We start from the raw sequence: 21604 nt of genomic DNA, 5'->3' as shown, positions 1-21604 counted from the left end.
CTTTGCGCGCGCCATCATCCCGCTTTGCGCGTGAAGGTGACGAAGCTGTAGGCCGGGCGCCCCGCGTCGTCGGCCGGATGATCCTCGCGCGCCACGACCTGCCAGTCGGCGGGATCGGGGTAGGCGATGGTCGCATCGCCCGCGGGTTCGATCGCAACCTCGGTCAATTCGATCCGCGTCGCGAGCGGCAGGAACAGATCGTAGATTTCGGCGCCGCCGATCACCATCGCCTGCGGCGCATTGGCGAGGCGCAGCGCTTCCTCGACGCTGGCGACGGGTTCGGCGCCTTCCTCCTGCCAGCCCGCGTCGCGGGTGAGGACGATGTGGCGCCGCCCCTCCAGCACCGTGGGCAGACTGTCGAAGGTCTTGCGCCCCATGATCATCGGGCGGCCCATGGTAAGCTGTTTGAAGCGGCGCAGGTCGGCGGGCAGGTGCCAGGGAATCTTGCCGCCCGCACCGATCACGCCATTGGCGGCGCGTGCGAGGACCAGCGTGATATCCGGGCGGTTCATCGGGGAGAGGCTCCAACCCAAGTGACGTGGCCGAGCTTGCGCCCGTCGCGCACCTCGGTCTTGCCGTAGTGATGCACGTGCGCGGCGCCGTCGGCAAGCAGCGCCGGAATCTTTTCGATCTGCGCGCCGATCAGATTGTGCATCGTCACCGGCAGCAGCGGCACCGCCGTATCGCCGAGCGGCAGGCCCGCGACGGCGCGGATATGGTTTTCGAACTGGCTCGTCACCGCGCCCTCGATCGTCCAGTGGCCGCTGTTGTGAACGCGCGGCGCCATCTCGTTGAACACCGGCCCCGCGTCGGTGGCGAAGAATTCGCCGGTGAGCACCCCGACATAGTCGAGCGCATCGCCGATCGCCGCCATCATCGCGCGCGCCGCGGGTTGCTGATCGAGGACGATGGACGGCGGCGGCAGGCTGGAGACGGCGAGAATGCCGCCTTCGTGGACATTCGCCGAACTGTCCCAGAAGCGCGTTTCGCCGTCGATGCCACGCACCATGATCACCGAAAATTCATGGTCGAAGGCGACGAAACCTTCGAGGATCGCGGGCTGCCCGCCGATCGCCTCCCACGCCGCATCGGCGTCGGCGGGCGCGGCGATCCGCGCCTGTCCCTTGCCGTCATAGCCCATGCGCACGGTCTTGAGGATCGCGGGGGTGCCGATGGCGGCGAGCGCGCTATCGAGCGCCGCGCGCGTCGGCACCGCGGCAAAAGGCGCGGTGCGACCGCCGAGATCGGCGACGAAGGATTTTTCGGTGAGCCGGTCCTGCGCGATTTCGAGCGGCTTGCCGCCCGGATGGACCGCGACATGGCCCGACAGGAAACGCACCGTGTCGACCGGGACATTTTCGAATTCGAAGGTCACGATGTCGCACGCGGCCGCGAAGCCCGCGAGGCGCGGTTCATCGTCCCACGCCGCCTGCGTGTGGTGTGCGGTGACTTCCGCCGCGACGCTTTCGGCGTCGGGGGCATAGACATGAACCTTGTAGCCGAGCTGCGCGGCGGCGACCGCGAGCATCCGGCCAAGCTGGCCGCCGCCCAGGATGCCGATCGTCGATCCGGGGGAAAGCAAAGCGGGTCAGCCTTCGCGCACGGGCGTCGGCGCGACGCTGTCGGTCTGTTTCGCGCGCCACGCGTCGAGCCGCGCGGCGAGGTCCGCATCGGTGTTGGCGAGCAGCGCGGCAGCGAACAGCCCCGCGTTGGTCGCGCCCGCCTTGCCGATCGCAAAGGTCGCGACGGGGACGCCGCCGGGCATCTGGACGATCGAATAGAGGCTGTCGACGCCGCTGAGCGCCGCCGACTGGACCGGCACGCCGAGCACGGGAACGCGCGTCATCGCCGCGACCATGCCGGGCAGATGCGCAGCGCCGCCCGCGCCCGCGATGATTGCCTGAAGCCCGCGGTCGGCGGCGCCCTTCGCATAAGCGACAAGCCGGTCGGGGGTGCGGTGCGCCGAGACGATGTGCACCTCGTGCGCGATGCCGAATTCTTCGAGGACCTGGACCGCATGCGCCATCGTCGGCCAGTCCGACTGGCTGCCCATGATTACGCCGATGCTGGCTTTCGCGCTGGCTGCGCCGTCGCCCATTCCGTCCCTCCTGCCCGGGCGATGAATCGCCGCTGCCATCCCCCTAGCGACTCGACCGCGCGCGGGCAATGTCACCAAAATGGCACCGCGTTTACGTCTTGGTATCAAGTCGTGGCTAACCTGCCTGCCATGCCCATCCTGCCGGCGTCCTGTCGGCGACCCACCGGATGCGCATCGGGGATAGGGAATGGATAGCGTAGGGGGGGCGCGGATCGCGGTCGAAAGGGCCGGTTTCGTATCCGTCGACTCCATCGAGGACCAGTTGCGCGAAATGCGCCGCGAACGCGATGCGTTGCGCCGTGAGAACCGCATCCTGAAGATCGCGGTCGCGGAGCTCGAACGCGTGTCCGAACGCGATACGCTGACCCCGCTATTCAATCGCCGCTATTTCCTGACTGCGATTCACCAGCGCCTCGCGCGCTTCGAACGCCATGCCGAAAGCGCGGCGGTCGTGTTCATCGACGTCAATCAGCTCAAGCAGATCAACGACACGCTGGGGCACGCCGCCGGCGACTTCGCGCTGATGCAGATCGCGGGCCGCCTGTCGGCGTCGATCCGGTCGACCGATGTCGCGGCGCGGATCGGCGGTGACGAATTCGGGCTGATCCTCGATCAGTCGAGCGAAAAGGGCGCTCGCGCGCAGATCGAACGGCTGGCCGAGGTGCTGAGCGCCGAGCCCGCCAACTATGACGGGCAGGAGGTTCGCCTGTCGGCCTGCTTCGGCGTCGCGATGCTGCAGACCGGGATGAGCGAATCGGACGTGCTCGCCGCCGCCGACCGTGACATGTATCGCTGCAAACAGCGCGAAGTCGCCCGCACCCACCGCTAACCCGGCGTTAACCAAAGGCGCGCATCCTCCCTTTATGGACAGGGGGTGGATGATGCGTACCCAGGCCGATTTTTTCACCGATATCGAAAACCGGATTTCCGGGCAGATCGGCGCGCTTGCCGAAGCGTTGCCGCATTGTGCGCTGACCCAGATCGTGCAGGGGGTCGACGACATTCGTTGCCTTGCGCGCGATCATGGCTTCGCGATCGTCGAAACGCTGGCGAGCCAGCTCGAATCGGCGGTGGCCGGGGGCGGCTATCGCGCCGCCGTCCTGACTTATCTCGACGCGATGAACGACGCGGTGCGCGCGCCGCGAGGGCCGATGCCCGCGGCCGCGCAGGAAGCGTGGCTCGCGTCGGTGGCGATGCGCCTCGGCCATTGAACCCCACGCGACCTAGCGTCTAATCCTCCACACTCAATATTTCGACCTGTAGGCCGCCTGGCTGCGGCTCGACCGCGACATCGGCGACGATGTGACCGGCCAGCCGCCAGTCGAAGGCGGCGAGCTGCGCCGAAAGGTCGGTGAGGGCGGTTCCGGCGGGGAGCGTCAGCGGAAACAGGTGGCGCGCGCCGACGAAATTGGCGCTGGCCCAGGGGCGCATCGTCGATGCGCCGAGCTGCGCTCCCGGCGGCAGCAGGCGTGTCAGCAGGCGCGCGATGCGGCGGTGCGGGCAGGCGGGGCGCGCGGGGGCGGTGGGCGACCAGCGGATCATGCGCGGCGCCCCTTGTCGGCGGGGTCGCCAACGCGGCGGCCGGCGCGGGTGCCGACGCGGCGGTCGCCGATCGGCGTGACGCGGCCCGCCCGGAAGTCGGCACGCCATTTGTTCATGAAATGTTCCGCACGGCAGATCACCGCGCGGCCACAGATCCGCCCGCCGCGCAGGTCGCTCACCAGCCGCGGGTCGTGGACCGCGGCGCGGCCGAACACGCTCGGCGGCATATCGGCCTCTTTCAGAAAGGCCTCGATCCGTTCCAGCAAAATGCCCTGCATCATCATCTCCCTGCCTGCGATTCGCTCAATAGGATAATTCCTATTTGATTGGCATTTTCCTACTTGTCTAGGAAAAATCCTATTGCTAGAGACGAAATAGGAAGGACCAGTCCGTGACCGATATCGACGACGACCCGCGCCGGATGCTCGACCGGCTGCTGACCGAGAAGGGGGTGGATTACGCCCAGCTTTCGGCGCGCATCGGGCGCAACCCCGCCTATATCCAGCAATATATCAAGCGCGGATCACCGCGGCGGCTGGGCGAACAGGACCGGGCGCGCATCGCCGCCTATCTGGGCGTGTCGGAGGCGCTGCTGGGTGGCCCGGCGCTGCGCGTCGCCGCGCCGACGCCGCGCGCGCGCGGCCGCGACCTCGTGCTGGTGCCCAAGCTGGCGATCGGCGCTTCGGCGGGGCCGGGCGCGAGCGTCGATGGCGAAGCGGTGGAAGGCGAGGTCGCGTTCGATCCGCGCTGGCTGCGCGATCTGGGCGCCGACCCGCGCGCGCTGAGCATCATTCGCGTCGAAGGCGATTCGATGGCGCCGACGCTGGGCGATGGCGACGATATACTGGTCGATGGCGGCGATGCGGCCGCCCGGCTGCGCGACGGCATCTATGTGCTGCGGATGGACGATGTGCTGATGGTCAAACGCATCGCCCGCGCGCCGGGACCGGGGCGCGTGTCGGTCATCAGCGACAATCCGCACTATCGGAGCTGGGACGATCTGCCGCTGTCGGCGATCCGGCTCGTCGGCCGGGTTATCTGGACGGGGCGCAGGGTGCGCTAGGACCGGCTAGAGATAATTGACCGTCAGCGTGAAGGTGCCGCTGTAATCGCCCGCGGGCTGGTTCGCCGGGACGCTGAGCGTGCCGCCGACATAATAGGTCTGTACCCCGCTGGGCAGCAGCGTCGCGCTCGACCCGAGCAGGATGATGCCGCCGCCGCTTGTCGTCATCGCGCGGGTCAGCGTGGCGGTCATTGCGGGCGCGCCGCCGCCGGCACGGGTCAGCGTCGCCGAATTGCTGCCGCTGACGGTGATCAGCAGCAGACCGCCGGTACCCTGGAACACCGCGCGCTGGGCGCCGCTGCCGGCGAGCGTGACGCCGCCCGCCGAGCCGCGCGCATTGGTCGCCGGATTGACCGTCACCGTGCCCCCGGTCGCGCCGCTGACGATCGTGCCGAAGTCGAGATCGTCGGTCTTGATAAGCGTGTTCGGCCGTACCACCGCCGCATTCGCGGTGCCGGTCGTCTCGGTCGCCGACGCGGACGGCCCCGTCAGCGCCGCTGCCGTGGCGGCGGCGAGGCACAAGGCCATCGGCCGGAAGTTGGTCCCTTGAATCCCCACGATTCTGCTCCTGTCCGGCACAGTCTATGCCAGCGGGGCGTGAAGGGAGGATGCGCGGATTTGGTAAAGCAGGCCTTTACCTTTGCGCGGAGACGGGCGTCAGGCCCCGACTTTAAGCTTTGTCGGCGACCCCGCCGATCAGCACGAAGCGCCGGTCGCAATAGCCGCAATCGACGAAACCATCGTCGGGATCGATCTCCAGCCAGACGCGCGGGTGGCCGAGCGCGGCGTTGGCGAGCCCGTCGCCCGTGCCGTCGCAGGCGATGCGGGTCTTGGACGTGCGGATCGTTTCGGGAGCGGGAGCGGGCTGGGTCATCGACGCGCCTTTAGCAAGCAGGTGCGGGCGGGGCAATCGGTCTCGATCGCTCCGCCCGCAACAGGCGACGCTTACAGATAGTTCAGCGTGATCGTGAAGGTGCCGCTATAGTCGCCGGGCGCCTGATTGGCATTGACCTCCAGCGTCGCGCCGACCGGGAAATTATAATTGCCCAGCGCCGAGGTGATGCGGAAGCGCGTCGGCGAGGTCGAGAGGATCGCGGTCGGGGTGCTGCCGATCTCGAAATCGCGCACGCGCATTCGCTGGCCGGGGCCGGTGATCCAGATGCTGTTCGAACCGAGCGAGATATTGACCTGGCGATTGTAGCTGCCGAGCCCGGCGAAGCGCGCGGGCTCGCCCGAACTGCCGGCGAGCGTGGCGCCGCCGGTGCGGCTGCGCGTGCCGTCGGGGGCAAGCCGCACGGTGCCGGCGCTGCCCGAGGCGATGATGTCGCCGAAATCGAGGTCGTTGACCTTGAAGAAGGACAGCGGCCGCAGCACGATCGCTTCGGCTTGTGCCTGCGTCGTCGATTGCGGCGATGTGGCCTGGGCATGCGCCGCCGGTCCGATCGCCGGAGCCGTCAGCAGCGCGCAAGCTGCGAAGCCGCGCAACATGGCGCGCGGGTCGATGATGTGTCTGGTCCTCACGCATCCCCCCTTAGCGATCAGGTCGCAAAATATGCTTACAGCTTATGGTAAAGAAAAGCTTGCCGCCGAGGCCCTTTCGCACCCGCACCGGCGCGGCTATGGAAGGCGCCATGAGTGAAGCCGCCATCCGCATCGACGCCGTTTCCAAAATCTATGCCGGGGGCAAGCAAGCGCTCGACAATGTCAGTTTCGATGTGCCGCGAGGGCAGATATTCGGACTGCTCGGCCCGAACGGCGCTGGCAAATCGACGCTGATCAACATCCTCGCGGGGCTGGTCAACAAGACCAGCGGCCATGCGAGCATCTGGGGCTTCGACATCGACGCCGACCCGCGCAACGCCAAATATTCGATCGGCATCGTGCCGCAGGAAATCGTCTTCGATCCCTTTTTCACGCCGTTCGAGACGCTGGAGAATCAGGCGGGCCTGTATGGCGTGCCGAAGGGCAAGCGCATTTCGGACGAATTGCTGGCGGCGGTGCATCTTAGCGACAAGCGCGACGCCTATGCGCGCACGCTGTCGGGCGGCATGAAGCGCCGCCTGCTCGTGGCCAAGGCGATGGTCCATTCGCCGCCGATCATCGTGCTCGACGAACCCACCGCGGGGGTCGATATCGAACTGAGGCAGCAGCTTTGGGAATATGTGCAAAGCCTCAACGATCGCGGCGTGACGGTGGTGCTGACGACGCATTATCTGGAAGAAGCCGAGGAGCTGTGCGACAGGATCGCGATCATTAACCACGGCAAGCTGATCGCCAACAAGCCGACGCGCGAGCTGGTCGACATGGCGCGCGAAAAGATCGTTGTCGTGACGCTGGATGCCGATGTCAGCGTGCTGCCGTCGCACGCCGCCTTCGACAAGGTCGAGCGCGAGGGCGAACGGGGGCTGGCGATCAGCTACAACAAGGATCGCACCAACGCGGGCGAGGTGCTCGCGGCGGTGAATGCGATGGGGCATGGCATCGTCGACGTGTCGACGCGCGAGGCCGACCTTGAGGATGTGTTCCTGAATCTGACGCGCGCGGCGAATGGCTGAGGGCGATGATCCGGCGCAAGTTTTTCGGGCTGTCGGCAGCTACGGTGTCGCTCTTGGCCGTTGGACGGAGTGCCTTTGCTATGGGTTCGTCGATCGTTTCGGATGTTCTCGCTTCGGCTGAGTGGATCGCAAAAGCCTTATCATCCTCAGGCTATCAGGCCGACTTTACGCTGACGAGCTTGGGGGAGATCGATCGCTTTTTCGACGAGCATGCCCCCGGTGGCGTTGCTCGACCCGATGGTTTACTCTCGGAGGATGTTGGTTCACGAATATTCGCTATCGGATCCTACGTCGGCGAAACCATTCGACGCCAGCTCGGCGGCGAATGGATTGGTGATGACAAGGATCCCCAAGCGGAAATCAACGTGAGTATCAAGCTGGCCGACGGTTCGATAATTTGGCCGATCCAAAGAGCGATGAAGCGCTTTCGCAATGGGCCGGACGACAGCATTGCTGCTTATGGAGCGGCTCTATCTAGGCTCAGCCAGTGAGCGAAGTCCACGACGTCATCATTGTCGGTTCCGGCGCAGCGGGGCTGACGGCGGCGATTGCGCTGGCGGAGCATTGCCGCGTTCTCGTGCTTGCGAAGGGCGAACTTACCGGCGGGTCGACCGCTTGGGCACAGGGCGGGATCGCGGCGGTGCTCGACGCGGGCGACACGTTCGAAAATCATATCAACGATACGATGATCGCGGGCGCGGGGCTCAACCGGCGCGAGACGGTCGAGTTCGTCGTCGAAAATGCGCCCCACGCGATCGAGCGGCTGATCGAAATGGGCGTGCCGTTCAACAAGGAAGCCGAGGCGCTGCACCTGACGCGCGAGGGCGGCCATTCGCACCGCCGCATCGTGCATGTCGACGATGCGACGGGCTGGGCGGTGCAGGCGGCACTGCTCAAGACCGCCGAGGCGCATCCGAACATCACGCTGCTGCCGGGACAGGCGTGCATCGACCTGATCACCGGACGTCATGAGCTACGCTATTCGGGGTCGGGCCATGTCTGGGGCGTCTATGCGCTCGACGAAAAGACGGGGAAGGTCCACGCGCATGTCGGCCGCGCGACCATATTGGCGAGCGGCGGGGCGGGGCGCGTTTATCAATTTTCGACCGCTCCGCGCGGTGCGACGGGTGACGGCATCGCGATGGCGTGGCGCGCGGGCGCACGCGTTTCCAACATGGAAATGATGCAGTTCCACCCGACCTGCCTTTATAATCTGGAGGTCAAGAATTTCCTGATTACCGAGGCGGTGCGCGGCGAGGGCGGGATATTGAAGCATCCCGTCACCGGCCACCGCTATATGCCCGATTACGACCCGCGCGCCGAGCTGGCGCCGCGCGACATCGTGGCGCGCGCGAACGACGATCAGATCAAGCGCTTCGGCCTCGACTATGTCCACCTCGACATCAGCCACAAGGATCCGGATTTCGTCGCGGGGCATTTCCCGAACATTCACGAAAAGCTGCTGACGCTGGGCATCGACATGACGAAGCAGCCGATCCCGGTGGTGCCGGCGCAACATTATACCTGCGGCGGCATCCTGATCGACCTCGACGGCCGCACCGATCTGCCGGGGCTCTATGCGGCGGGCGAATGCACCGAAAGCGGGCTGCACGGGGCCAACCGCCTGGCGTCCAATTCGCTGCTCGAATGTTTCGTCTTCGGCGAGGCGGCGGCGAAGGATATCATCGCCCGCTGGAACCAGCTCGAACCGCCGCCGCCGATCCGCGCGTGGGATGAAAGCCGCGTCACCGATTCGGACGAGGAAGTCGTCATCAAGCAGAACTGGACCGAGATCCGCCGCTTCATGTGGAACTATGTCGGCATCGTGCGCACGACGAAGCGGCTGGAGCGCGCGCAACACCGCATCAACATGATGACGCACGAGGTCGAGGATTATTACGGCCATTTCCGCGTGACGACCGACCTGATCGAACTGCGCAACCTGCTCCAGTGCGCCGACCTGATCGTGCGCAGCGCGCTGCATCGCAAGGAAAGCCGCGGGCTGCACTATACGCTCGATTATCCGCGCCTGCTTCCCGAGGCGCGCGACACGGTGCTCGTTCCGTAAAAGTCAGGCCCCTAAACGCACGGCGCGCCGCGGATATTGCACCACGGCGCGCCGGCTTACGCCCTGCCTCCCCATGACCCCGCGATGCGGCGCGGAGCCGAAGGCCCCACCTCCGGGAGCGGCCAGAGCGGCCCGGAAGGGCCGCCGGCGATGAAGGGATCGCAGCGGTCAACCGGAACGCCCCCACCATGCGGCGCCGATTCCTGCCGCGCATTGACCGAAGTCAAAAAAGCGCCGGTGCGTCAGGCAAAACCCTCGTTCAAAAAGCGTTCGGCGAGGGCGGCGTGGAGGGCGGCGCCGCGGGCCATGACCTTTTCGTCGAGCACCATCCGGTTCGAGTGGAGGCCGCAGCACTGGCGCCAGTCGCTGCCCGCCTCGCTGGCGCCGAGCCAGAACATTGCGCCGGGCACTTTTTCGAGGACATAGGCGAAATCCTCCGCCCCCATTACCGGATTGTCCATCGTTAGCCAGGCCGCTTCGCCGAATGTCTCTTCGACGACGCGCTGGCCGAAGGCGGCGGCGCGGCTGTCGCACACGGTGACGGGGAAGCCTTCCTCGATTGCGACTTCGGCGGTGCAGCCATGCGCTTCGGCGATCGCAGGGACGAGGCGCCGCAGTTCGGCGGCGACCATCGCGCGGCGATGCGGCGACAGGGTGCGGATCGTACCCTGCATGTCCGCGGTTTCGGGGATGATGTTGTTCGTCGTGCCAGCGGCGATTTTGGCGATGGTGATGACGGCGGGATCGAAGACCGAAATGCGGCGCGTCACCATCGTCTGGATCGCGGTGACGATCGCGCAAGCGACGGGGATGGGGTCGATCGCATCCTGCGGCATCGAGGCGTGGCCGCCGGCGCCCTTGACGGTGATCGAAAGGACGTCGGACGAAGCGAGCAGCGGCCCGGCGCGCCCCGCGAAGATGCCGTGCGGCGCGTTGGGCATGATGTGGAGCGCGAAGGCCGCGTCGGGCAGCGGATCGATCAGCCCGTCGTCGAGCATAAACCGCGCGCCATGATGCCCTTCCTCGCCGGGCTGGAACATGAACATCACCGTGCCGGGCAGGCGGTCGCGCGCCGCGCAGAGCAGCTTCGCCGCGCCGACAAGCATCGCGACATGTGTATCATGGCCGCAGGCATGCATCGCCCCGCTGGTTTCGGAGGTGAAGTCGAGCCCCGTATCCTCGACCAGCGGCAGCGCGTCCATGTCGCCGCGCAGCAGCACGGTGCGCGCGTTCCCCCCGTTCCCCGCCAGACCCCCGCGCAGGATCGCGACCAGCCCCGTGGTCGACGGCCCTTCGCGAAATTCGAGCGGCAGCCCGGCGAGCGCATCCTTGATCTTGGCGAGCGTCTTGGGATTCTGGAGGCCGAGTTCCGGCTCGCGGTGAATCGCGCGGCGCAGATCGACAAGATCATCGAGAAGGGTTTGGGCCTCGGCGGGCCAGCGGCTTGTTTCGGTCAGCGTCATCTCTCGATCCTCGATTGGGGGCGTCACGCGATCCTAGAACGTCGCCGCCGGCTTGTCAGCCTGCCGCCGCGCGGCCGAGGGTCACCACGGCGAGCGCTATGGCGATGGCGCTGCCGTGCAGGGCGATGCGGCCCCAGCGGGTCGGGGTTGGGTCGACCCATTCGACGACGAGTGCGGTCGCCGACTGGATGCCATAATAGAGAACGAAGGCTTTGGACGCCCAGGCGATGACGGTGAAGATGTCGCCCGCCCACACCACCGCGATCGAGGCTGATGCTGCGATGACATAGCCGATAGCGACGGGGATTCGCTGGCGCGAGGCGCCGGCGACGAGGCCGCTGGCGCCGTTGAGATCGGCGACCGCCGCCGAAAGCTGCGACAGCAGCGCGGCGACGATGATCGCCGGCGCGACCAGGCTGCCGACGGGGCGCAGCAGTTCGATGACATGGGTGTCGCCGCCCTCGGGCGGCAGGCGCCCGTCGAGCCACGGCGTCAGCAGGCCGATGAACAGCATATAGACGACAAAGGCGATCCACTGGGCATGGCGCATCGTGCGCACCCGCGTCGCGCGGTCGTAGCTGTCGCCGAGGTAGCGCGAGGTTTCGAACCCCTGGACGAGGATGATGAGGCCGAGCAGGATGCGGACCGCATCGAAGCCCTCCGCCTGGTCGGCGAGCGGACGGACCGCGACCGTTCCCGCCGCGACCTCCGACCCCAGCGCCCAGGCGAGCGCGGCGATGAGCGCGGCGATCATCGCCAGCTTGAGCCCGACCGAGCCAAGCTCGACATGTTCGAGCCAGCGCAGACCGCCGAAATAGCCGAGCGTGCCGAGCAGCGCGAGGATCGCGGTCGTCATCCCGTGCGCAACCATCGGATCGACGACGCCGAACGCCTTGAGTGCGAAATCGGCGAGCAGGTCGAGATAATAAGCGACCGAGACGAAATAGGCGAGGATCAGCGCAAGATCGGCGGCGCGGTCGAGCCAGAGCAGCACCGCCGGCGGCGATTCGGCCGCGAGCATCGGTTCGAGGCGACTGATATTGTCGCGCACCGCAAGACCGAAGAGATAGGAAATGGCGCAGAGCGCCGCCATCGCCGCGACCGCATAATGGCCCGCGACATGGCCAAGGATCGGCCCCGCGACGAGGAAGCCCGACCCGATGATCGACGCGAGCGGCGTGACGGTCGCGCGCCAGTCGCGCGAACGCAGCAGCGGCGGCGACAGCATCACCGCCGCGGTCGCGATCGCGACGACGAGCAGGACGAGGTCGGTCGAACTCATCGACCGCCGAAGAGCTGCCGCCCCGCCAGATCGAGCATGATTTCCTCGCTGCCGCCGCCGATCGCGTTGACGCGGACCTCGCGGTAGATGCGTTCGACCTTGCTGCCGGTGATGTAGCTCGCGCCGCCCAGCACCTGCGCCGCCTCACGCGCGACCGCTTCGAGCATCCGGGTCGCCTGTACCTTGAGCATCGCGAAATCGGCGGGGCGGTCCTTGCCGGTCTTCACCTGCCAGGCGCAGAGGTCGACCCACGCCTGCGTCGCTTCGATCTGGCGTTCCATATCGGCGAGCTTGATGCGGATCGACTGGTGGCCGACGAGCGGCTTGCCGAACGTCTCGCGGTTCTGCGCCCATTCGGCGGCCTCGGCGAGCGCGACGCGGGCATAGGCGCAGCAGCCCATCGCCATGCCGAGCCGTTCCGAATTGAAGTTGCGCATGATGCCGATGAAGCCGCCATTCTCGGGCCCGATCAGATTTGTCGCGGGGACGCGCACGTCGCCGAAGTGAATTGCCGCGGTGTCGCTGCAGCGCCAGCCCATCTTGTCGAGCCGCGTGCGTTCGACGCCGGGCGCGTCCATGTCGATGAGCAGCAGCGAGATACCGCCCGCGCCAGGACCGCCGGTGCGCACCGCGCAGGTCAGCCAATCGGCGCGCATGCCGCTGGTGATGAACATCTTGCCGCCATTGACGACATAATCGTCGCCGTCGCGCACCGCCGTCGTCTTGAGGTTGGCGACGTCGCTGCCGCCGCCCGCTTCGGTAATGCCGAGCGCGATGATCTTGTCCCCCGCGAGCACAGGCGGCGCGACGCGCTGTTTCAATTCGTCCGAGCCCAGCGCCAGGATCGGCGGCAGGCCGATGCCGTGCGTCATCAGCGAGGCACCGAGTCCGCCCGCGCCGACCGCGGCGAGCTCCTCGGTCAGCACTAGCCCGTGGAAATTGTCGAAGCCTTCCGAATGGCCGCCATATTGCTCGGGGTAGCGCAGGCCAAGGATACCCGCTTCCGCCGCCTTCTTGTGCAGCGCGCGCGGCAGTTCGCCCTCGGCTTCCCAGCGGTCGATGTGCGGTGCGATCTCGCGTTCGACGAAGCGGCGGACGCTTTGCGCCAGCGCCTCGTGGGTTTCGTCATAATAGGGGGAACGGGCGCGCCAGTCGTCAAAAGCAGTCATGCCCCGATGCTGGGCCCGGTTGACGTGGACGTCAAGGGAAGCGCGACCTTGCAGTGGCGTACAGACGACAAATTTCGGCTCGATTTCCTCGTCATGCACCTTAAGGTCGCCATCCATGACAAAATCCATCCTGCTCGCCGGCCTTGCCGCGCTCGCCCTCGTCTCGTCTCCCGCCGCCGCGCAGACCTCGCCCGAGGCAGTGGCCGAGGCCGCGCTCAAGAAGGCGCCGGTCTTCGACGGGCATAACGACGTGCCCTGGGCGCTGCGCGCGCGCGCCGACAATATGATCAATGGCTTCGATTTCAACGACACCAGCCACACCGCGACCACCGACCGCATTGCGATGCACACCGACCTGATCCGGCTGCGCAAGGGCCATGTCGGCGCGCAATTCTGGTCGGTCTATGTCCCGTCGAACAGCAACGAGGCGCAGGCGGTGCAGCAGACGCTGGAGCAGATCGACGTGATGAAGCGTCTCGTCCAGCGCTATCCGAACGACCTGATGCTCGCGACCAGTTCGGCCGAGCTCGAAAAGGCGATGAAGGCGGGCAAGATCGCGGGCATGCTCGGCATGGAGGGCGGTCATTCGATCGGATCGAGCCTGGCGGTGCTGCGCGACATGTATGATCTTGGCGCGCGGTACATGACGCTGACCCACAGCCGGAACACGCCGTGGGGCGACAGCGCGACCGATGCGCCAGCGCACGACGGGCTGACCCCGTTCGGCGAACAGGTGGTGCGCGAGATGAACCGCATCGGCATGATCGTCGATCTGAGCCACACGAGCGAGGCGACGATGAAGGACGCGCTCGCCGTGGCGAAGGCGCCGGTGATGTTCAGCCACTCGGGCGCGCGCGGCGTCAACGACCATCCGCGCAACGTCCCCGACAGCGTGCTGCCGCTGGTCAAGGCGAACGGCGGCATCGTCATGGTGGTGTTGTTGCCGACCTTCCTCGACCCCCAGGTGCGCGCCTATGGCCTGTCGCGTACCGCCGAACAGGCGCGGTTGAAGGCGATGTATCCGGGCGATCCCTCTGCCGCCGACAAGGCGCTCGCCGACTGGGACAAGGCGAACCCCACGCCGACGACCGACGTCGCGAAGGTTGCCGACCATATCGATCATATCCGCAAGCTGGCCGGGATCGACCACATCGGGCTCGGCGGCGATTATGACGGCATGGATTCGGCGCCGGTCGGGATGGAGGATGTGTCGGGCTACCCCGCGTTGTTCGTCGAACTGGCGAAGCGCGGCTATTCGCAGGCCGACCTCGAAAAGATCGCGAGCGGCAACATGCTGCGCGTGCTGAAGGCGGTCGAGGCCTATGCGGCGAGCCAGAAGGGCCAGCCGCCGATCGAGACGCCGGTGGCGAAATAATGCACGTCGCCGCCGCGACGGCGGAGGTGGCGGCTATTTCCTCTTGAACGGCCAGTCGATCGCGCCGCTCGCCCACAGCGCCCACCAGATGATGAGCGGCTGTGCGGCGAGGCGCGGGCCGTGGTACCACCAGCCGAGCGTCTGTCCGCCGATCGCGACATGCGCGAAGGCGTGATGGAAATTCGCCGGCCACACGCACAGCGCATAGAGGGCAAGGCCCCAGCCCGCCGCCTTGCGCGTCGCCGGGATCAGCAGCCCCAGCGCACCCGCCAGCTCGGCAACGCCCGTCGCGGCGACAACCAGCGCCGGCTGCGGCACCCAGGGCGGGGTGATCGCCACGAAGGGCGCGGGGGTGGCGAGGTGGCGGTAGCCCGCATAGCCATAAGCGAGCGCGAGCAGCCAGCGCAGCGCCGTGCGGATCGTCACCGCCCGATGGCTTCGATCATCGCCTCGACGCGGACGAATTTCTCGCGCGGGTTGCCTTCGAGCGCGGCGGCGACCTCCGCCGCCTCGATCTTGCGCCAGTCGCGGAAGGTGACGGGTGCGATGCCGCGCCCCCCGAGCAGCGCGTCGAGGCCGGGACGGCCCGCCTTGCCGCCACCGCGGCCGATATCCTCCAGCACCATGTCGGCGATGCGCGCGCCGTCGGGCTTGTTGGTGCCGATCGTCCCCGACGGCCCGCGCCGCGCCCAGCCGACGCAATAGAGGCCGGGCAGGATCCGCCCTTCGTCATTGGCGAAGCGGCCGCGACCATGTTCATAGGGCACGCCGGGGATCGGCGGCGTCTGGTAACCGATGCAGCTGACGACCAGGCCCGCCTCGATCGCATAGGTTTCGCCGGTGCCGTGGCTACGCAGATCGGCGTCGAGCCGCGTCCGTTCGACGATGACGCGCTGGGCGCGCCCGTCGCCCTCTATCGCGACGGGCATGGCAAAGAAGTCGAAGTCGATCGTCACCGGTTTGGCGACCGGATTCGCCGCGAAATGCCGCAGATGCGTCACCGACTTGCGCATGCCGGGTTCGAGCAGCGCGTCGTCGCCCTCGTCGGGCAGATCGGCGGGGTCGACGCGCGGGCTGGCGCGTTCGAGATGGCCCAGCTCGCCCAGCTCCTTCGGTGTCATCGCGATCTGGTGCGGGCCGCGGCGGCCGAGAATGTGGATGTGCCGGATATTGCTCGTCGCGAGCAGGTCGCGCGCATGGGCGACGATGTCGCTGCCGGCGAATTCGGCGGGGGTCTTGGCAAGGATTCGCGCGACGTCGAGCGCGACATTGCCGTTGCCGATCACCGCGACGCCGGGGCTGTCGAGCGGCGGGTCGAGATCGGCGAAATCGGGGTGGCCATTGTACCAGCCGACGAAGGCGGCGCTGCCGATGACGCCGGGCAGATCGGCGCCGGGAATCCCCAGCGGCCGGTCATTGGGTGCCCCGGTCGCGAGCACGACAGCGTCGTAGAGCTGCGTCAGTTCGTCGATCCCGACATCGGTGCCGACCGACACATGGCCGACGAAGCGCACATTGTCCGCCAGGGCGACGCCCTCGTACCGGCGCGACACCGCCTTGATCGACTGGTGGTCGGGGGCGACGCCGGTACGGATCAGCCCATAGGGAACGGGCAGGCGATCGATCACGTCGATGGTGATATCCTCCGCCTTTTGCAAGGTTTCGGCGGTATAATATCCGGCCGGACCCGACCCGACGATCGCGACATGACGCATCAGCCCACCTCCAAGTGCAGGACCTGCGCCGGGGCGCGGCCCCTCTGTTCTTCTGTTCTGCGGGCGATGCTAGCGGCGAATTGGATAAGGGCAAGCCGCCTGTTGCGCGAACCCGACCGGGTGGTCGCACGAGTCTTGACAGACGGCCCACGCAATCATATTGCGCGCCCCTCATTGCCCCGTCGTCTAATGGTAAGACTACGGATTCTGATTCCGTCTATTGAGGTTCGAATCCTCACGGGGCATCCAATTCCCAAAATTGAATAGTCCGAGCCGGCTCGCGGCAACGCATCGAATGCTGCGGCGCCAGCCTTGGTGCGGCGTGCGCCTTGAAATGTGCGAGCCCCTCGACCGCGCCAGTGATTGCGGCCACAGCGCGATCGGGGCTGGGCGGTTACGCTTTCCCAAGATATTGGGGGCTAAAGGGAATCGCATGATCGGGGCGCAGGAACATCGCGGACGGAGACGGGCGTCTTGGACGCTTGTTTTGCTGTGGCTTGCTGCCGCGCTTTGGGCCGTGCCCGCTGCGGCAACGCCGCTGCACATCAATGCGCCGCTCTGCCACTCGGTCGGACCGCTGGCCGCACCCGACGACGCGCTGTCCGCGCTGCGCTTTTCGTGCAGCGGCGAGCCGACGGGGTATCGCGACGGCAGCCTGTGGTTGCGGGCCGATGTCGGCAATCGTTCCGAGGATCGCAACGGCGCCGCACTGATGGTGCATTTCTCGCGCTTCGACCGGCTTGCGGTGGGGTTCACCTATGCCGACGGCCAGACGCGCTGGCAGAGGGTGCGCCGCGGCGATTATGGCGCGCACTGGCGCGTCGGCGGCCAGATATTGTTCGAGACCCCGGCCCGCGTCGCGCCGCTGACCGCGGTGACCATGCGCTTCGACCGCCTCGCCGACCACAGCCTGCTGCGCGCGCGCCTCATCCCCAAGGAAAATGCGAGCCTGCAGGCGGCGGGGATGGCGGCGCTCGTCGGCGCCTCGCTCACCCTGCTGCTCGTCAGCGGCATCTACAGCCTGTCGCTCGCGGTCGCGGTGCGCCGCCAATATCTGCTGTGGCAGGCGGCATGGTCGGGCGTGATGATCGTCTGGGGCGCCTTATGGTCGCAGATTCATCTGGTGATCTTTCCCGCCATGGCGGGGACGGTGTCGGCGCAGGCATCGACCTTGCTTGCCTGCCTTGCCATCGGCGTCGCGACCGCCAGCGCGGTGACCGCGATCGACGCCCGGCATCTTCCCCACGCTTTGCGCCGGGGAACCCTCGCGCTGGGGCTGGCGATCGCTGTCGCTGGCGTGCCGCTGGCGTTGCTTCGCACCGGCAATCTGCAGATGCTCGGCAATCTGCTGGGCATCGCGGTCATCGTCGATCTGGTCGCGGTTGCGCTGTGCATCGGCTGGAGCTGGCGCAAGGGATCGGTCGAGGCACGCGATTTCGCGCTCGCCTGGTGCCTGCCGATGGCGACGCTCGCGATCATTCATCTGGTCGATGTCGAGGACGGATTCTGGGGCGGCGGGTCGAAACTGGCGGTGCTGGTCGCCGCAACCTGGCAGGCGCTATGGCTGTCGGCGGCATCGACGCGGCGGCTCGCGCATCTGCGTGTCGAGCGCGACGATGCGCTGGCGGCCGAGGCGCAGGCGAACGAGCTTGCGCGCCGCGACCCGCTTACCGGATTGCTCAACCGGCGGGGCTTCGTCGATGCCGTTACCCCGCTGCTCGATCAGGCGCGCGAGGGGGCGCTGCCCGCGGCGCTGTTGCTTGTCGATGTCGACCGCTTCAAGTCGATCAACGATATTTACGGCCACGAAGCGGGCGATGCCGTCCTCTGCCGCATCGCCGAACGCATCGCGCGGTGGGAAGGGACGATGTGCAGCGTCGCGCGCCTGGGCGGCGAGGAGTTCGGCCTGCTGACCATCGGGATGGAGGGCATCATGCTCGATCGCTTTGCCGAGAGCATCCGCCGCGAAATCGCGCTGTGCGATCACAGCGACACGATGGGCGACCGGCCGGTGACCGCCAGCGTCGGCGTTGCCGAAGTGCGGCCGGCCCCCGACTTTCAATATCTCTACCGGATCGCCGACGAGGCGCTCTATGACGCGAAACGCGCCGGCCGGAACCGGATCAATGTCCAGCGTGTGCCGCCGCGCGGCGACGGCGCGCCCGATGCCGGCGATCGCGGCATAGCCTATCCCGCCTGAGGCGGATCAGGCCGCGCCGGGCGTGTCGTCGGCTTCGAGACCCTGATATTTGAGCTGGAGATAGCGTTCGCGCGTCGCCAGCTTGTCGATCTCGCCCGCCGCCAGGCTGCGCGCCGCGTCGCCGATTTCGCGTTCGAGCATCTTGAGCCCGCCGAGCAGCGTTTCGTCGGGCGTACGTCCCGCATGCGCTTCGCCGCGCAGCCCCGCGGGGATCCGCTGATAGCCCGCGACGAGTTCGGGCAGATCCTCGCCGACCAGCTTGCGGATATTCGCGGCCGCCGGTGTCGCGGCGTCGAGCGTCTGGAGCTGCGGGGCGAGCAGGTCGAGCTGGACGCCGATCCCGTCGACGAGCTGGCGCGCCGGGGCGGGAAGCGCCGGACGCTGCGCCTCGAGCCAGATTTCGGTGCGGCCGGCGAGCTGCTTGAGGTCGGCCTTGGGGAGATCGGCCTGGCGCGGTTCGGGAAAGGGCGGCCATTTGCCGAACAGCACCGCGACGCCGATCAGCAGCACCATGAGCGCGAGCAGGCCCGTGAAGCCGAGCGGCTTGATGAGCGCGCCGAACAGCGCCGCGCCGATCAGCACGATCCCGCCCGCAACAAGGACACGGCCGAGCTTCTTGTAGAGATGCTGGCGGCGCAGCGCGACGCTCTTGGTGCCGATCGGTCGCCGCCGTTCGCGCGAGCGTTCGATCGCGGCGTTGCCGAGCGCGCTGATCTTGTCGACCTCGCTCATGCTCATCCTAGCCCTCGATCGCCGCCAGCGGGCTGTCGGCGCCGCCGACGCTTGCCTGCGCCTGGCTCGCGCCTTCGGCGCGCGCGATATAGCCCTTCGACTTGGCGACCTCGCCCTCGAGCGAGGTCACGGTCGTCTTCATCGTGTCGAGCGCCTTGAGCTTGAAGGTATCGATCGCGTCCATCGTGTCGTAGATATTCTGGAAGGCGCGGCTGAGCGTTTCCATCGGGATCGTGCTCGACGCCGCCTGTTCATGGATGCGCGCCGTATTGTCCTTCAGCATCTTCGACGTGCCGTCGATGATGTTGGCGGTCGTCGTGTTGAGCGCGGTAATCTGTTCGAGCACCAGCTTCTGGTTGGTCATCGCCTGCGCGACGGTGATCGCGGTCTTGAGCGCGCCGACGGTGGTGGTCGAAGCGCGGTCGACGCCCTTCACCAGCTCGACATTATTCTTTTTGACGAGATCGAGCGCAAGATAGCCCTGCACCGTCACCGCCATCTGGGTCAGCAGATCCTGCGTGCGCTGCCGGGCATAGAACAGGGCATTTTCGCGGATGACCTTCGCCTTGGCGGGATCGCTGCCGTCGAGTTCGGCCGCTTTCGCCTCGAGCCGCTGGTCGAGCGTGCCCGCGATGTGGATCATCTGTTCGAGCTTGCCCATCGATTCCCACATCTTGCGGCGCTCGACATCGATGGCGGCATTGTCCATCAACAGCTCGTCCTTGCCGTTGGCAAGCGCGGTCAGGATGCCGCCGATGTGGGTCTGCGCGCTGCGATATTGCGCGAAATAATTGTTGATCTTGCTGCCCAGGATCTTGTCCAGAAAGCCGCGTTTGGTCAGCAGCTTGCCGTTCGCCGAGGGATCGAGCCGTTCGACCGTAGTGCGAAGTTCGATCAGATTCTGGCCGATGTCGGTATCGCGGTCCATCGCCTTGATCGGGCGGTCGAGGAAGCGGTTCGAATGATTCGCCGCCTCCAGCATTTCCTTGCGCCCCATATTGGTGATCTGATCGATGCGCTTGCCGAACTCGGGCGAATTTTCGTCCTGCGCCACCAGATCGTCGATGAAGCTGTCGACGCGTTCCTCGAGCTTCGATTTCTGCTCGGTCGAGAGCGGGACGAGGCCGGCGGCCTTTTCGGGCGCGACGGCAGGAACGGGTTCGGGCGGCGTCAGCTTCAGTTCGTCGGTTGCGGTCGCCGTCGCGGTCTCTTCGCTCATAACAATCCTTCCAGCCCCAAGTCGATAACGGGCCGCCTGCCTATATGGCATGCGGACCTGTGTTATTCAAGCACTACACCCCTTGGCGGCGCGCCAGCGCCGGCGCGATCCATGCCGAGAGGATCAGTTGCGCCATATGATAGATGAGGATCGGCAGCAGCACCATGCCGGCAATCGCCGAGGGAAAGAGCGTGGCGGCGAGCGGCGCGCCGACGGCAAGACTCTTTTGGGCGCCCGAGAACAACAGGGTGATCCGGTCGGGGCGGCGGAGCGCGAGCAGCCCGCCGAGCAGCCAGGTACCGCCGAAGGCGCTACCGAGCAGCAGCGCATCGACGCCGAGCACGATCGCGATCTCGCGCCCGTCGAGCTGCGTCCAGATGCCGCCGACCACGGCCGCCGAAAAGGCGACATACACCGCGGTCGCAATCGCGGTGCGATCCATCAGCGTCGCGAGACCGCGGTGCCGGAGCACCAGCGGGCGAAGCCAGCGCTGCGCCGCTTGTCCGGCCAGAAAGGGAAGCAGCAGGATCGCAACGATGCGCAGCGCCGCGGCGCCGTGGATCGCCCCCGCCTTGCCCGCGAGCGCGGCAAAGAGGAGCGGCGACAGAAACACTCCGGCCAGATTGAGCAGCGCCGCCGCGACGACGCTCGCGGCGACATTGCCGCCCGCCATCGAACTGGCGGCGGTCGCCGACTGTACGGTCGATGGCAATATGCCGAGAAAGAGGAAGCCGAGCGCCAGCGTCGGCGGCAGCAGCGGCGCCGTCAACGCCTGCGCGCCGAGCCCGGCCAGCGCCATCGCGCCGAAACAGAAGGCGAAGGCGCCGCCCTGCAATTTCCAGTTGCGGATGCCGTGCAGCACCTCGTGCCGCGGCAGGCGGACGCCGTTGAGGAAGAAGAGCAGCACGATCGCCGCGGTCGAAATCCCTTGCGCGACCGGCACCGCGCTTCCGCGCACCGGCAGCAGGCTCGCGACGACGATGGCGGCAAGGAGGACGGGAACGAAGCGGTCGGGGAACAGGCGCGCGAGCATGGAGCGGAGCGATGGCCGGAAGGCGGCGCCTTGGCAAGTCCGCGCGCGCCGGTCGCGGCGGCGACTTCGCTCGACATGGTGCGAAAGAGG

At 67.0% G+C, this 21604-nt stretch carries 24 protein-coding genes and 1 tRNA gene; 9 read left to right on the top strand and 16 right to left on the bottom strand.

Going from position 1 to position 21604, the window contains the following annotated elements:
• Positions 1–14: 14 nt before the first annotated feature.
• Genes STE01S_RS12975 through purE form a run of 3 tightly spaced genes read right to left on the bottom strand, consistent with a single transcriptional unit; the run spans position 15 to position 2098 of the window.
• The gene (locus STE01S_RS12975; protein ID WP_003040947.1) at positions 15–512 is read right to left on the bottom strand and encodes a dihydrofolate reductase; all 498 of its coding nucleotides are present in this window, start codon (positions 510–512) and stop codon (positions 15–17) included.
• Positions 509–1582 (bottom strand): 5-(carboxyamino)imidazole ribonucleotide synthase, encoded by a 1074-nt coding sequence (locus STE01S_RS12970; RefSeq protein ID WP_082657436.1) that lies wholly within the window; start codon positions 1580–1582, stop codon positions 509–511. The genes STE01S_RS12975 and STE01S_RS12970 overlap by 4 nt, the downstream gene beginning before the upstream one ends.
• Before the next feature lie 6 nt (positions 1583–1588).
• Entirely contained in the window at positions 1589–2098 is a 510-nt protein-coding gene (purE, locus tag STE01S_RS12965; protein WP_062768237.1) for a 5-(carboxyamino)imidazole ribonucleotide mutase, read from the bottom strand.
• 187 nt (positions 2099–2285) lie between these two features.
• Between purE and STE01S_RS12960 the strand changes: the two genes are divergently transcribed.
• On the top strand, positions 2286–2927 hold the full coding sequence (locus tag STE01S_RS12960; RefSeq protein ID WP_003040940.1) for a GGDEF domain-containing protein: 642 nt from the start codon (positions 2286–2288) through the stop codon (positions 2925–2927).
• 49 nt (positions 2928–2976) lie between these two features.
• A complete protein-coding gene (locus STE01S_RS12955; RefSeq protein ID WP_058812945.1) occupies positions 2977–3309 on the top strand; it encodes a hypothetical protein in 333 nt (110 codons plus the stop codon).
• Positions 3310–3328: 19 nt separating this feature from the next.
• Here STE01S_RS12955 and STE01S_RS12950 read toward each other — a convergent pair whose 3' ends face one another.
• Both STE01S_RS12950 and STE01S_RS12945 read right to left on the bottom strand, forming a co-directional pair.
• Positions 3329–3640, bottom strand: coding sequence for a hypothetical protein (locus tag STE01S_RS12950; protein ID WP_003040934.1), 312 nt, complete (start codon positions 3638–3640; stop codon positions 3329–3331).
• On the bottom strand, positions 3637–3918 hold the full coding sequence (locus tag STE01S_RS12945; RefSeq protein WP_162928277.1) for a hypothetical protein: 282 nt from the start codon (positions 3916–3918) through the stop codon (positions 3637–3639). Before STE01S_RS12945 ends, STE01S_RS12950 begins: the two co-directional genes overlap by 4 nt.
• 143 nt (positions 3919–4061) lie before the next feature.
• Between STE01S_RS12945 and STE01S_RS12940 the strand changes: the two genes are divergently transcribed.
• Complete coding sequence (locus STE01S_RS12940; protein WP_040589560.1) at positions 4062–4703, top strand: S24 family peptidase; 642 nt, start codon at positions 4062–4064, stop codon at positions 4701–4703.
• Positions 4704–4709: 6 nt separating this feature from the next.
• Here STE01S_RS12940 and STE01S_RS12935 read toward each other — a convergent pair whose 3' ends face one another.
• The 3 genes from STE01S_RS12935 to STE01S_RS12925 all read right to left on the bottom strand — a co-directional run bounded on the left by STE01S_RS12935 (position 4710) and on the right by STE01S_RS12925 (position 6224).
• A complete protein-coding gene (locus STE01S_RS12935) occupies positions 4710–5261 on the bottom strand; it encodes a DUF4402 domain-containing protein (RefSeq protein ID WP_162928280.1) in 552 nt (183 codons plus the stop codon).
• Positions 5262–5373: 112 nt separating this feature from the next.
• Positions 5374–5577 carry a zinc-finger domain-containing protein gene (locus tag STE01S_RS12930; protein ID WP_003040920.1) on the bottom strand — a complete coding sequence of 68 codons (204 nt, stop codon included), beginning with the start codon at positions 5575–5577 and terminating at the stop codon, positions 5374–5376.
• A 71-nt stretch (positions 5578–5648) separates the two neighbouring features.
• The gene (locus STE01S_RS12925; protein WP_120649325.1) at positions 5649–6224 is read right to left on the bottom strand and encodes a DUF4402 domain-containing protein; all 576 of its coding nucleotides are present in this window, start codon (positions 6222–6224) and stop codon (positions 5649–5651) included.
• A 110-nt stretch (positions 6225–6334) separates the two neighbouring features.
• Between STE01S_RS12925 and STE01S_RS12920 the strand changes: the two genes are divergently transcribed.
• Genes STE01S_RS12920 through nadB form a run of 3 tightly spaced genes read left to right on the top strand, consistent with a single transcriptional unit; the run spans position 6335 to position 9326 of the window.
• Complete coding sequence (locus STE01S_RS12920) at positions 6335–7258, top strand: ABC transporter ATP-binding protein (protein WP_062768311.1); 924 nt, start codon at positions 6335–6337, stop codon at positions 7256–7258.
• A 5-nt stretch (positions 7259–7263) separates the two neighbouring features.
• Entirely contained in the window at positions 7264–7749 is a 486-nt protein-coding gene (locus STE01S_RS12915) for a hypothetical protein (RefSeq protein ID WP_062768231.1), read from the top strand.
• Positions 7746–9326 (top strand): L-aspartate oxidase, encoded by a 1581-nt coding sequence (gene nadB / locus STE01S_RS12910; RefSeq protein WP_062768228.1) that lies wholly within the window; start codon positions 7746–7748, stop codon positions 9324–9326. The genes STE01S_RS12915 and nadB overlap by 4 nt, the downstream gene beginning before the upstream one ends.
• A 242-nt stretch (positions 9327–9568) precedes the next feature.
• On the opposite strand, the gene STE01S_RS12905 is transcribed toward nadB, so the two are convergent.
• From STE01S_RS12905 to STE01S_RS12895, 3 genes are read right to left on the bottom strand one after another with little or no spacing between them, the layout of a single operon-like run.
• Entirely contained in the window at positions 9569–10789 is a 1221-nt protein-coding gene (locus STE01S_RS12905; protein WP_062768226.1) for a M20 metallopeptidase family protein, read from the bottom strand.
• Positions 10790–10844: 55 nt separating this feature from the next.
• Positions 10845–12071 (bottom strand): hypothetical protein, encoded by a 1227-nt coding sequence (locus STE01S_RS12900; protein WP_062768225.1) that lies wholly within the window; start codon positions 12069–12071, stop codon positions 10845–10847.
• On the bottom strand, positions 12068–13240 hold the full coding sequence (locus STE01S_RS12895; RefSeq protein ID WP_062768308.1) for an acyl-CoA dehydrogenase family protein: 1173 nt from the start codon (positions 13238–13240) through the stop codon (positions 12068–12070). The genes STE01S_RS12900 and STE01S_RS12895 overlap by 4 nt, the downstream gene beginning before the upstream one ends.
• Positions 13241–13355: 115 nt before the next feature.
• On the opposite strand from STE01S_RS12895, the gene STE01S_RS12890 reads away from it, so the two are divergent.
• Positions 13356–14615, top strand: coding sequence for a dipeptidase (locus STE01S_RS12890; protein WP_062768223.1), 1260 nt, complete (start codon positions 13356–13358; stop codon positions 14613–14615).
• A 33-nt stretch (positions 14616–14648) separates the two neighbouring features.
• Here the strand turns inward: STE01S_RS12890 and STE01S_RS12885 are convergent, their stop codons facing one another.
• Positions 14649–15041 (bottom strand): DoxX family protein, encoded by a 393-nt coding sequence (locus STE01S_RS12885; protein WP_231737387.1) that lies wholly within the window; start codon positions 15039–15041, stop codon positions 14649–14651.
• A complete protein-coding gene (locus STE01S_RS12880; RefSeq protein ID WP_062768221.1) occupies positions 15038–16330 on the bottom strand; it encodes an FAD-dependent oxidoreductase in 1293 nt (430 codons plus the stop codon). The genes STE01S_RS12885 and STE01S_RS12880 overlap by 4 nt, the downstream gene beginning before the upstream one ends.
• Before the next feature lie 175 nt (positions 16331–16505).
• Here STE01S_RS12880 and STE01S_RS12875 point away from each other — a divergent pair.
• Positions 16506–16579: transfer RNA gene (locus STE01S_RS12875), tRNA-Gln, on the top strand.
• 268 nt (positions 16580–16847) lie between these two features.
• Complete coding sequence (locus STE01S_RS12870) at positions 16848–18530, top strand: sensor domain-containing diguanylate cyclase (protein ID WP_255265953.1); 1683 nt, start codon at positions 16848–16850, stop codon at positions 18528–18530.
• Between the two features lie 6 nt (positions 18531–18536).
• Here the strand turns inward: STE01S_RS12870 and STE01S_RS12865 are convergent, their stop codons facing one another.
• The 3 genes from STE01S_RS12865 to STE01S_RS12855 form a co-directional block, all read right to left on the bottom strand.
• A complete protein-coding gene (locus tag STE01S_RS12865) occupies positions 18537–19262 on the bottom strand; it encodes a hypothetical protein (protein ID WP_231737490.1) in 726 nt (241 codons plus the stop codon).
• Positions 19263–19269: 7 nt separating this feature from the next.
• The gene (locus tag STE01S_RS12860; RefSeq protein ID WP_003050867.1) at positions 19270–20481 is read right to left on the bottom strand and encodes a toxic anion resistance protein; all 1212 of its coding nucleotides are present in this window, start codon (positions 20479–20481) and stop codon (positions 19270–19272) included.
• Positions 20482–20554: 73 nt separating this feature from the next.
• Positions 20555–21514: a bile acid:sodium symporter family protein gene (locus STE01S_RS12855; RefSeq protein ID WP_062768215.1), complete on the bottom strand. Its 960-nt coding sequence runs from the start codon at positions 21512–21514 to the stop codon at positions 20555–20557.
• Positions 21515–21604: the final 90 nt, after the last annotated feature.

The organism is Sphingopyxis terrae subsp. terrae NBRC 15098 (genome assembly GCF_001598815.1).
In the GTDB taxonomy this organism is placed as follows: domain Bacteria; phylum Pseudomonadota; class Alphaproteobacteria; order Sphingomonadales; family Sphingomonadaceae; genus Sphingopyxis; species Sphingopyxis terrae.
This window is presented reverse-complemented; position numbering and strand designations above follow the sequence as displayed.

What these genes read in the sequence shown, in the direction of transcription:
- STE01S_RS12975 (WP_003040947.1), bottom strand. Translation starts at nt 512, where the DNA reads ATGAACCGCCCGGATATCACGCTGGTCCTCGCACGCGCCGCCAATGGC.
- purE (WP_062768237.1), bottom strand. Translation starts at nt 2,098, where the DNA reads ATGGGCGACGGCGCAGCCAGCGCGAAAGCCAGCATCGGCGTAATCATG.
- STE01S_RS12960 (WP_003040940.1), top strand. Translation starts at nt 2,286, where the DNA reads ATGGATAGCGTAGGGGGGGCGCGGATCGCGGTCGAAAGGGCCGGTTTC.
- STE01S_RS12955 (WP_058812945.1), top strand. Translation starts at nt 2,977, where the DNA reads ATGATGCGTACCCAGGCCGATTTTTTCACCGATATCGAAAACCGGATT.
- STE01S_RS12950 (WP_003040934.1), bottom strand. Translation starts at nt 3,640, where the DNA reads ATGATCCGCTGGTCGCCCACCGCCCCCGCGCGCCCCGCCTGCCCGCAC.
- STE01S_RS12945 (WP_162928277.1), bottom strand. Translation starts at nt 3,918, where the DNA reads ATGCAGGGCATTTTGCTGGAACGGATCGAGGCCTTTCTGAAAGAGGCC.
- STE01S_RS12940 (WP_040589560.1), top strand. Translation starts at nt 4,062, where the DNA reads ATGCTCGACCGGCTGCTGACCGAGAAGGGGGTGGATTACGCCCAGCTT.
- STE01S_RS12930 (WP_003040920.1), bottom strand. Translation starts at nt 5,577, where the DNA reads ATGACCCAGCCCGCTCCCGCTCCCGAAACGATCCGCACGTCCAAGACC.
- STE01S_RS12920 (WP_062768311.1), top strand. Translation starts at nt 6,335, where the DNA reads ATGAGTGAAGCCGCCATCCGCATCGACGCCGTTTCCAAAATCTATGCC.
- STE01S_RS12915 (WP_062768231.1), top strand. Translation starts at nt 7,264, where the DNA reads ATGATCCGGCGCAAGTTTTTCGGGCTGTCGGCAGCTACGGTGTCGCTC.
- STE01S_RS12905 (WP_062768226.1), bottom strand. Translation starts at nt 10,789, where the DNA reads ATGACGCTGACCGAAACAAGCCGCTGGCCCGCCGAGGCCCAAACCCTT.
- STE01S_RS12900 (WP_062768225.1), bottom strand. Translation starts at nt 12,071, where the DNA reads ATGAGTTCGACCGACCTCGTCCTGCTCGTCGTCGCGATCGCGACCGCG.
- STE01S_RS12895 (WP_062768308.1), bottom strand. Translation starts at nt 13,240, where the DNA reads ATGACTGCTTTTGACGACTGGCGCGCCCGTTCCCCCTATTATGACGAA.
- STE01S_RS12890 (WP_062768223.1), top strand. Translation starts at nt 13,356, where the DNA reads ATGACAAAATCCATCCTGCTCGCCGGCCTTGCCGCGCTCGCCCTCGTC.
- STE01S_RS12880 (WP_062768221.1), bottom strand. Translation starts at nt 16,330, where the DNA reads ATGCGTCATGTCGCGATCGTCGGGTCGGGTCCGGCCGGATATTATACC.
- STE01S_RS12865 (WP_231737490.1), bottom strand. Translation starts at nt 19,262, where the DNA reads ATGAGCGAGGTCGACAAGATCAGCGCGCTCGGCAACGCCGCGATCGAA.
- STE01S_RS12860 (WP_003050867.1), bottom strand. Translation starts at nt 20,481, where the DNA reads ATGAGCGAAGAGACCGCGACGGCGACCGCAACCGACGAACTGAAGCTG.
- STE01S_RS12855 (WP_062768215.1), bottom strand. Translation starts at nt 21,514, where the DNA reads ATGCTCGCGCGCCTGTTCCCCGACCGCTTCGTTCCCGTCCTCCTTGCC.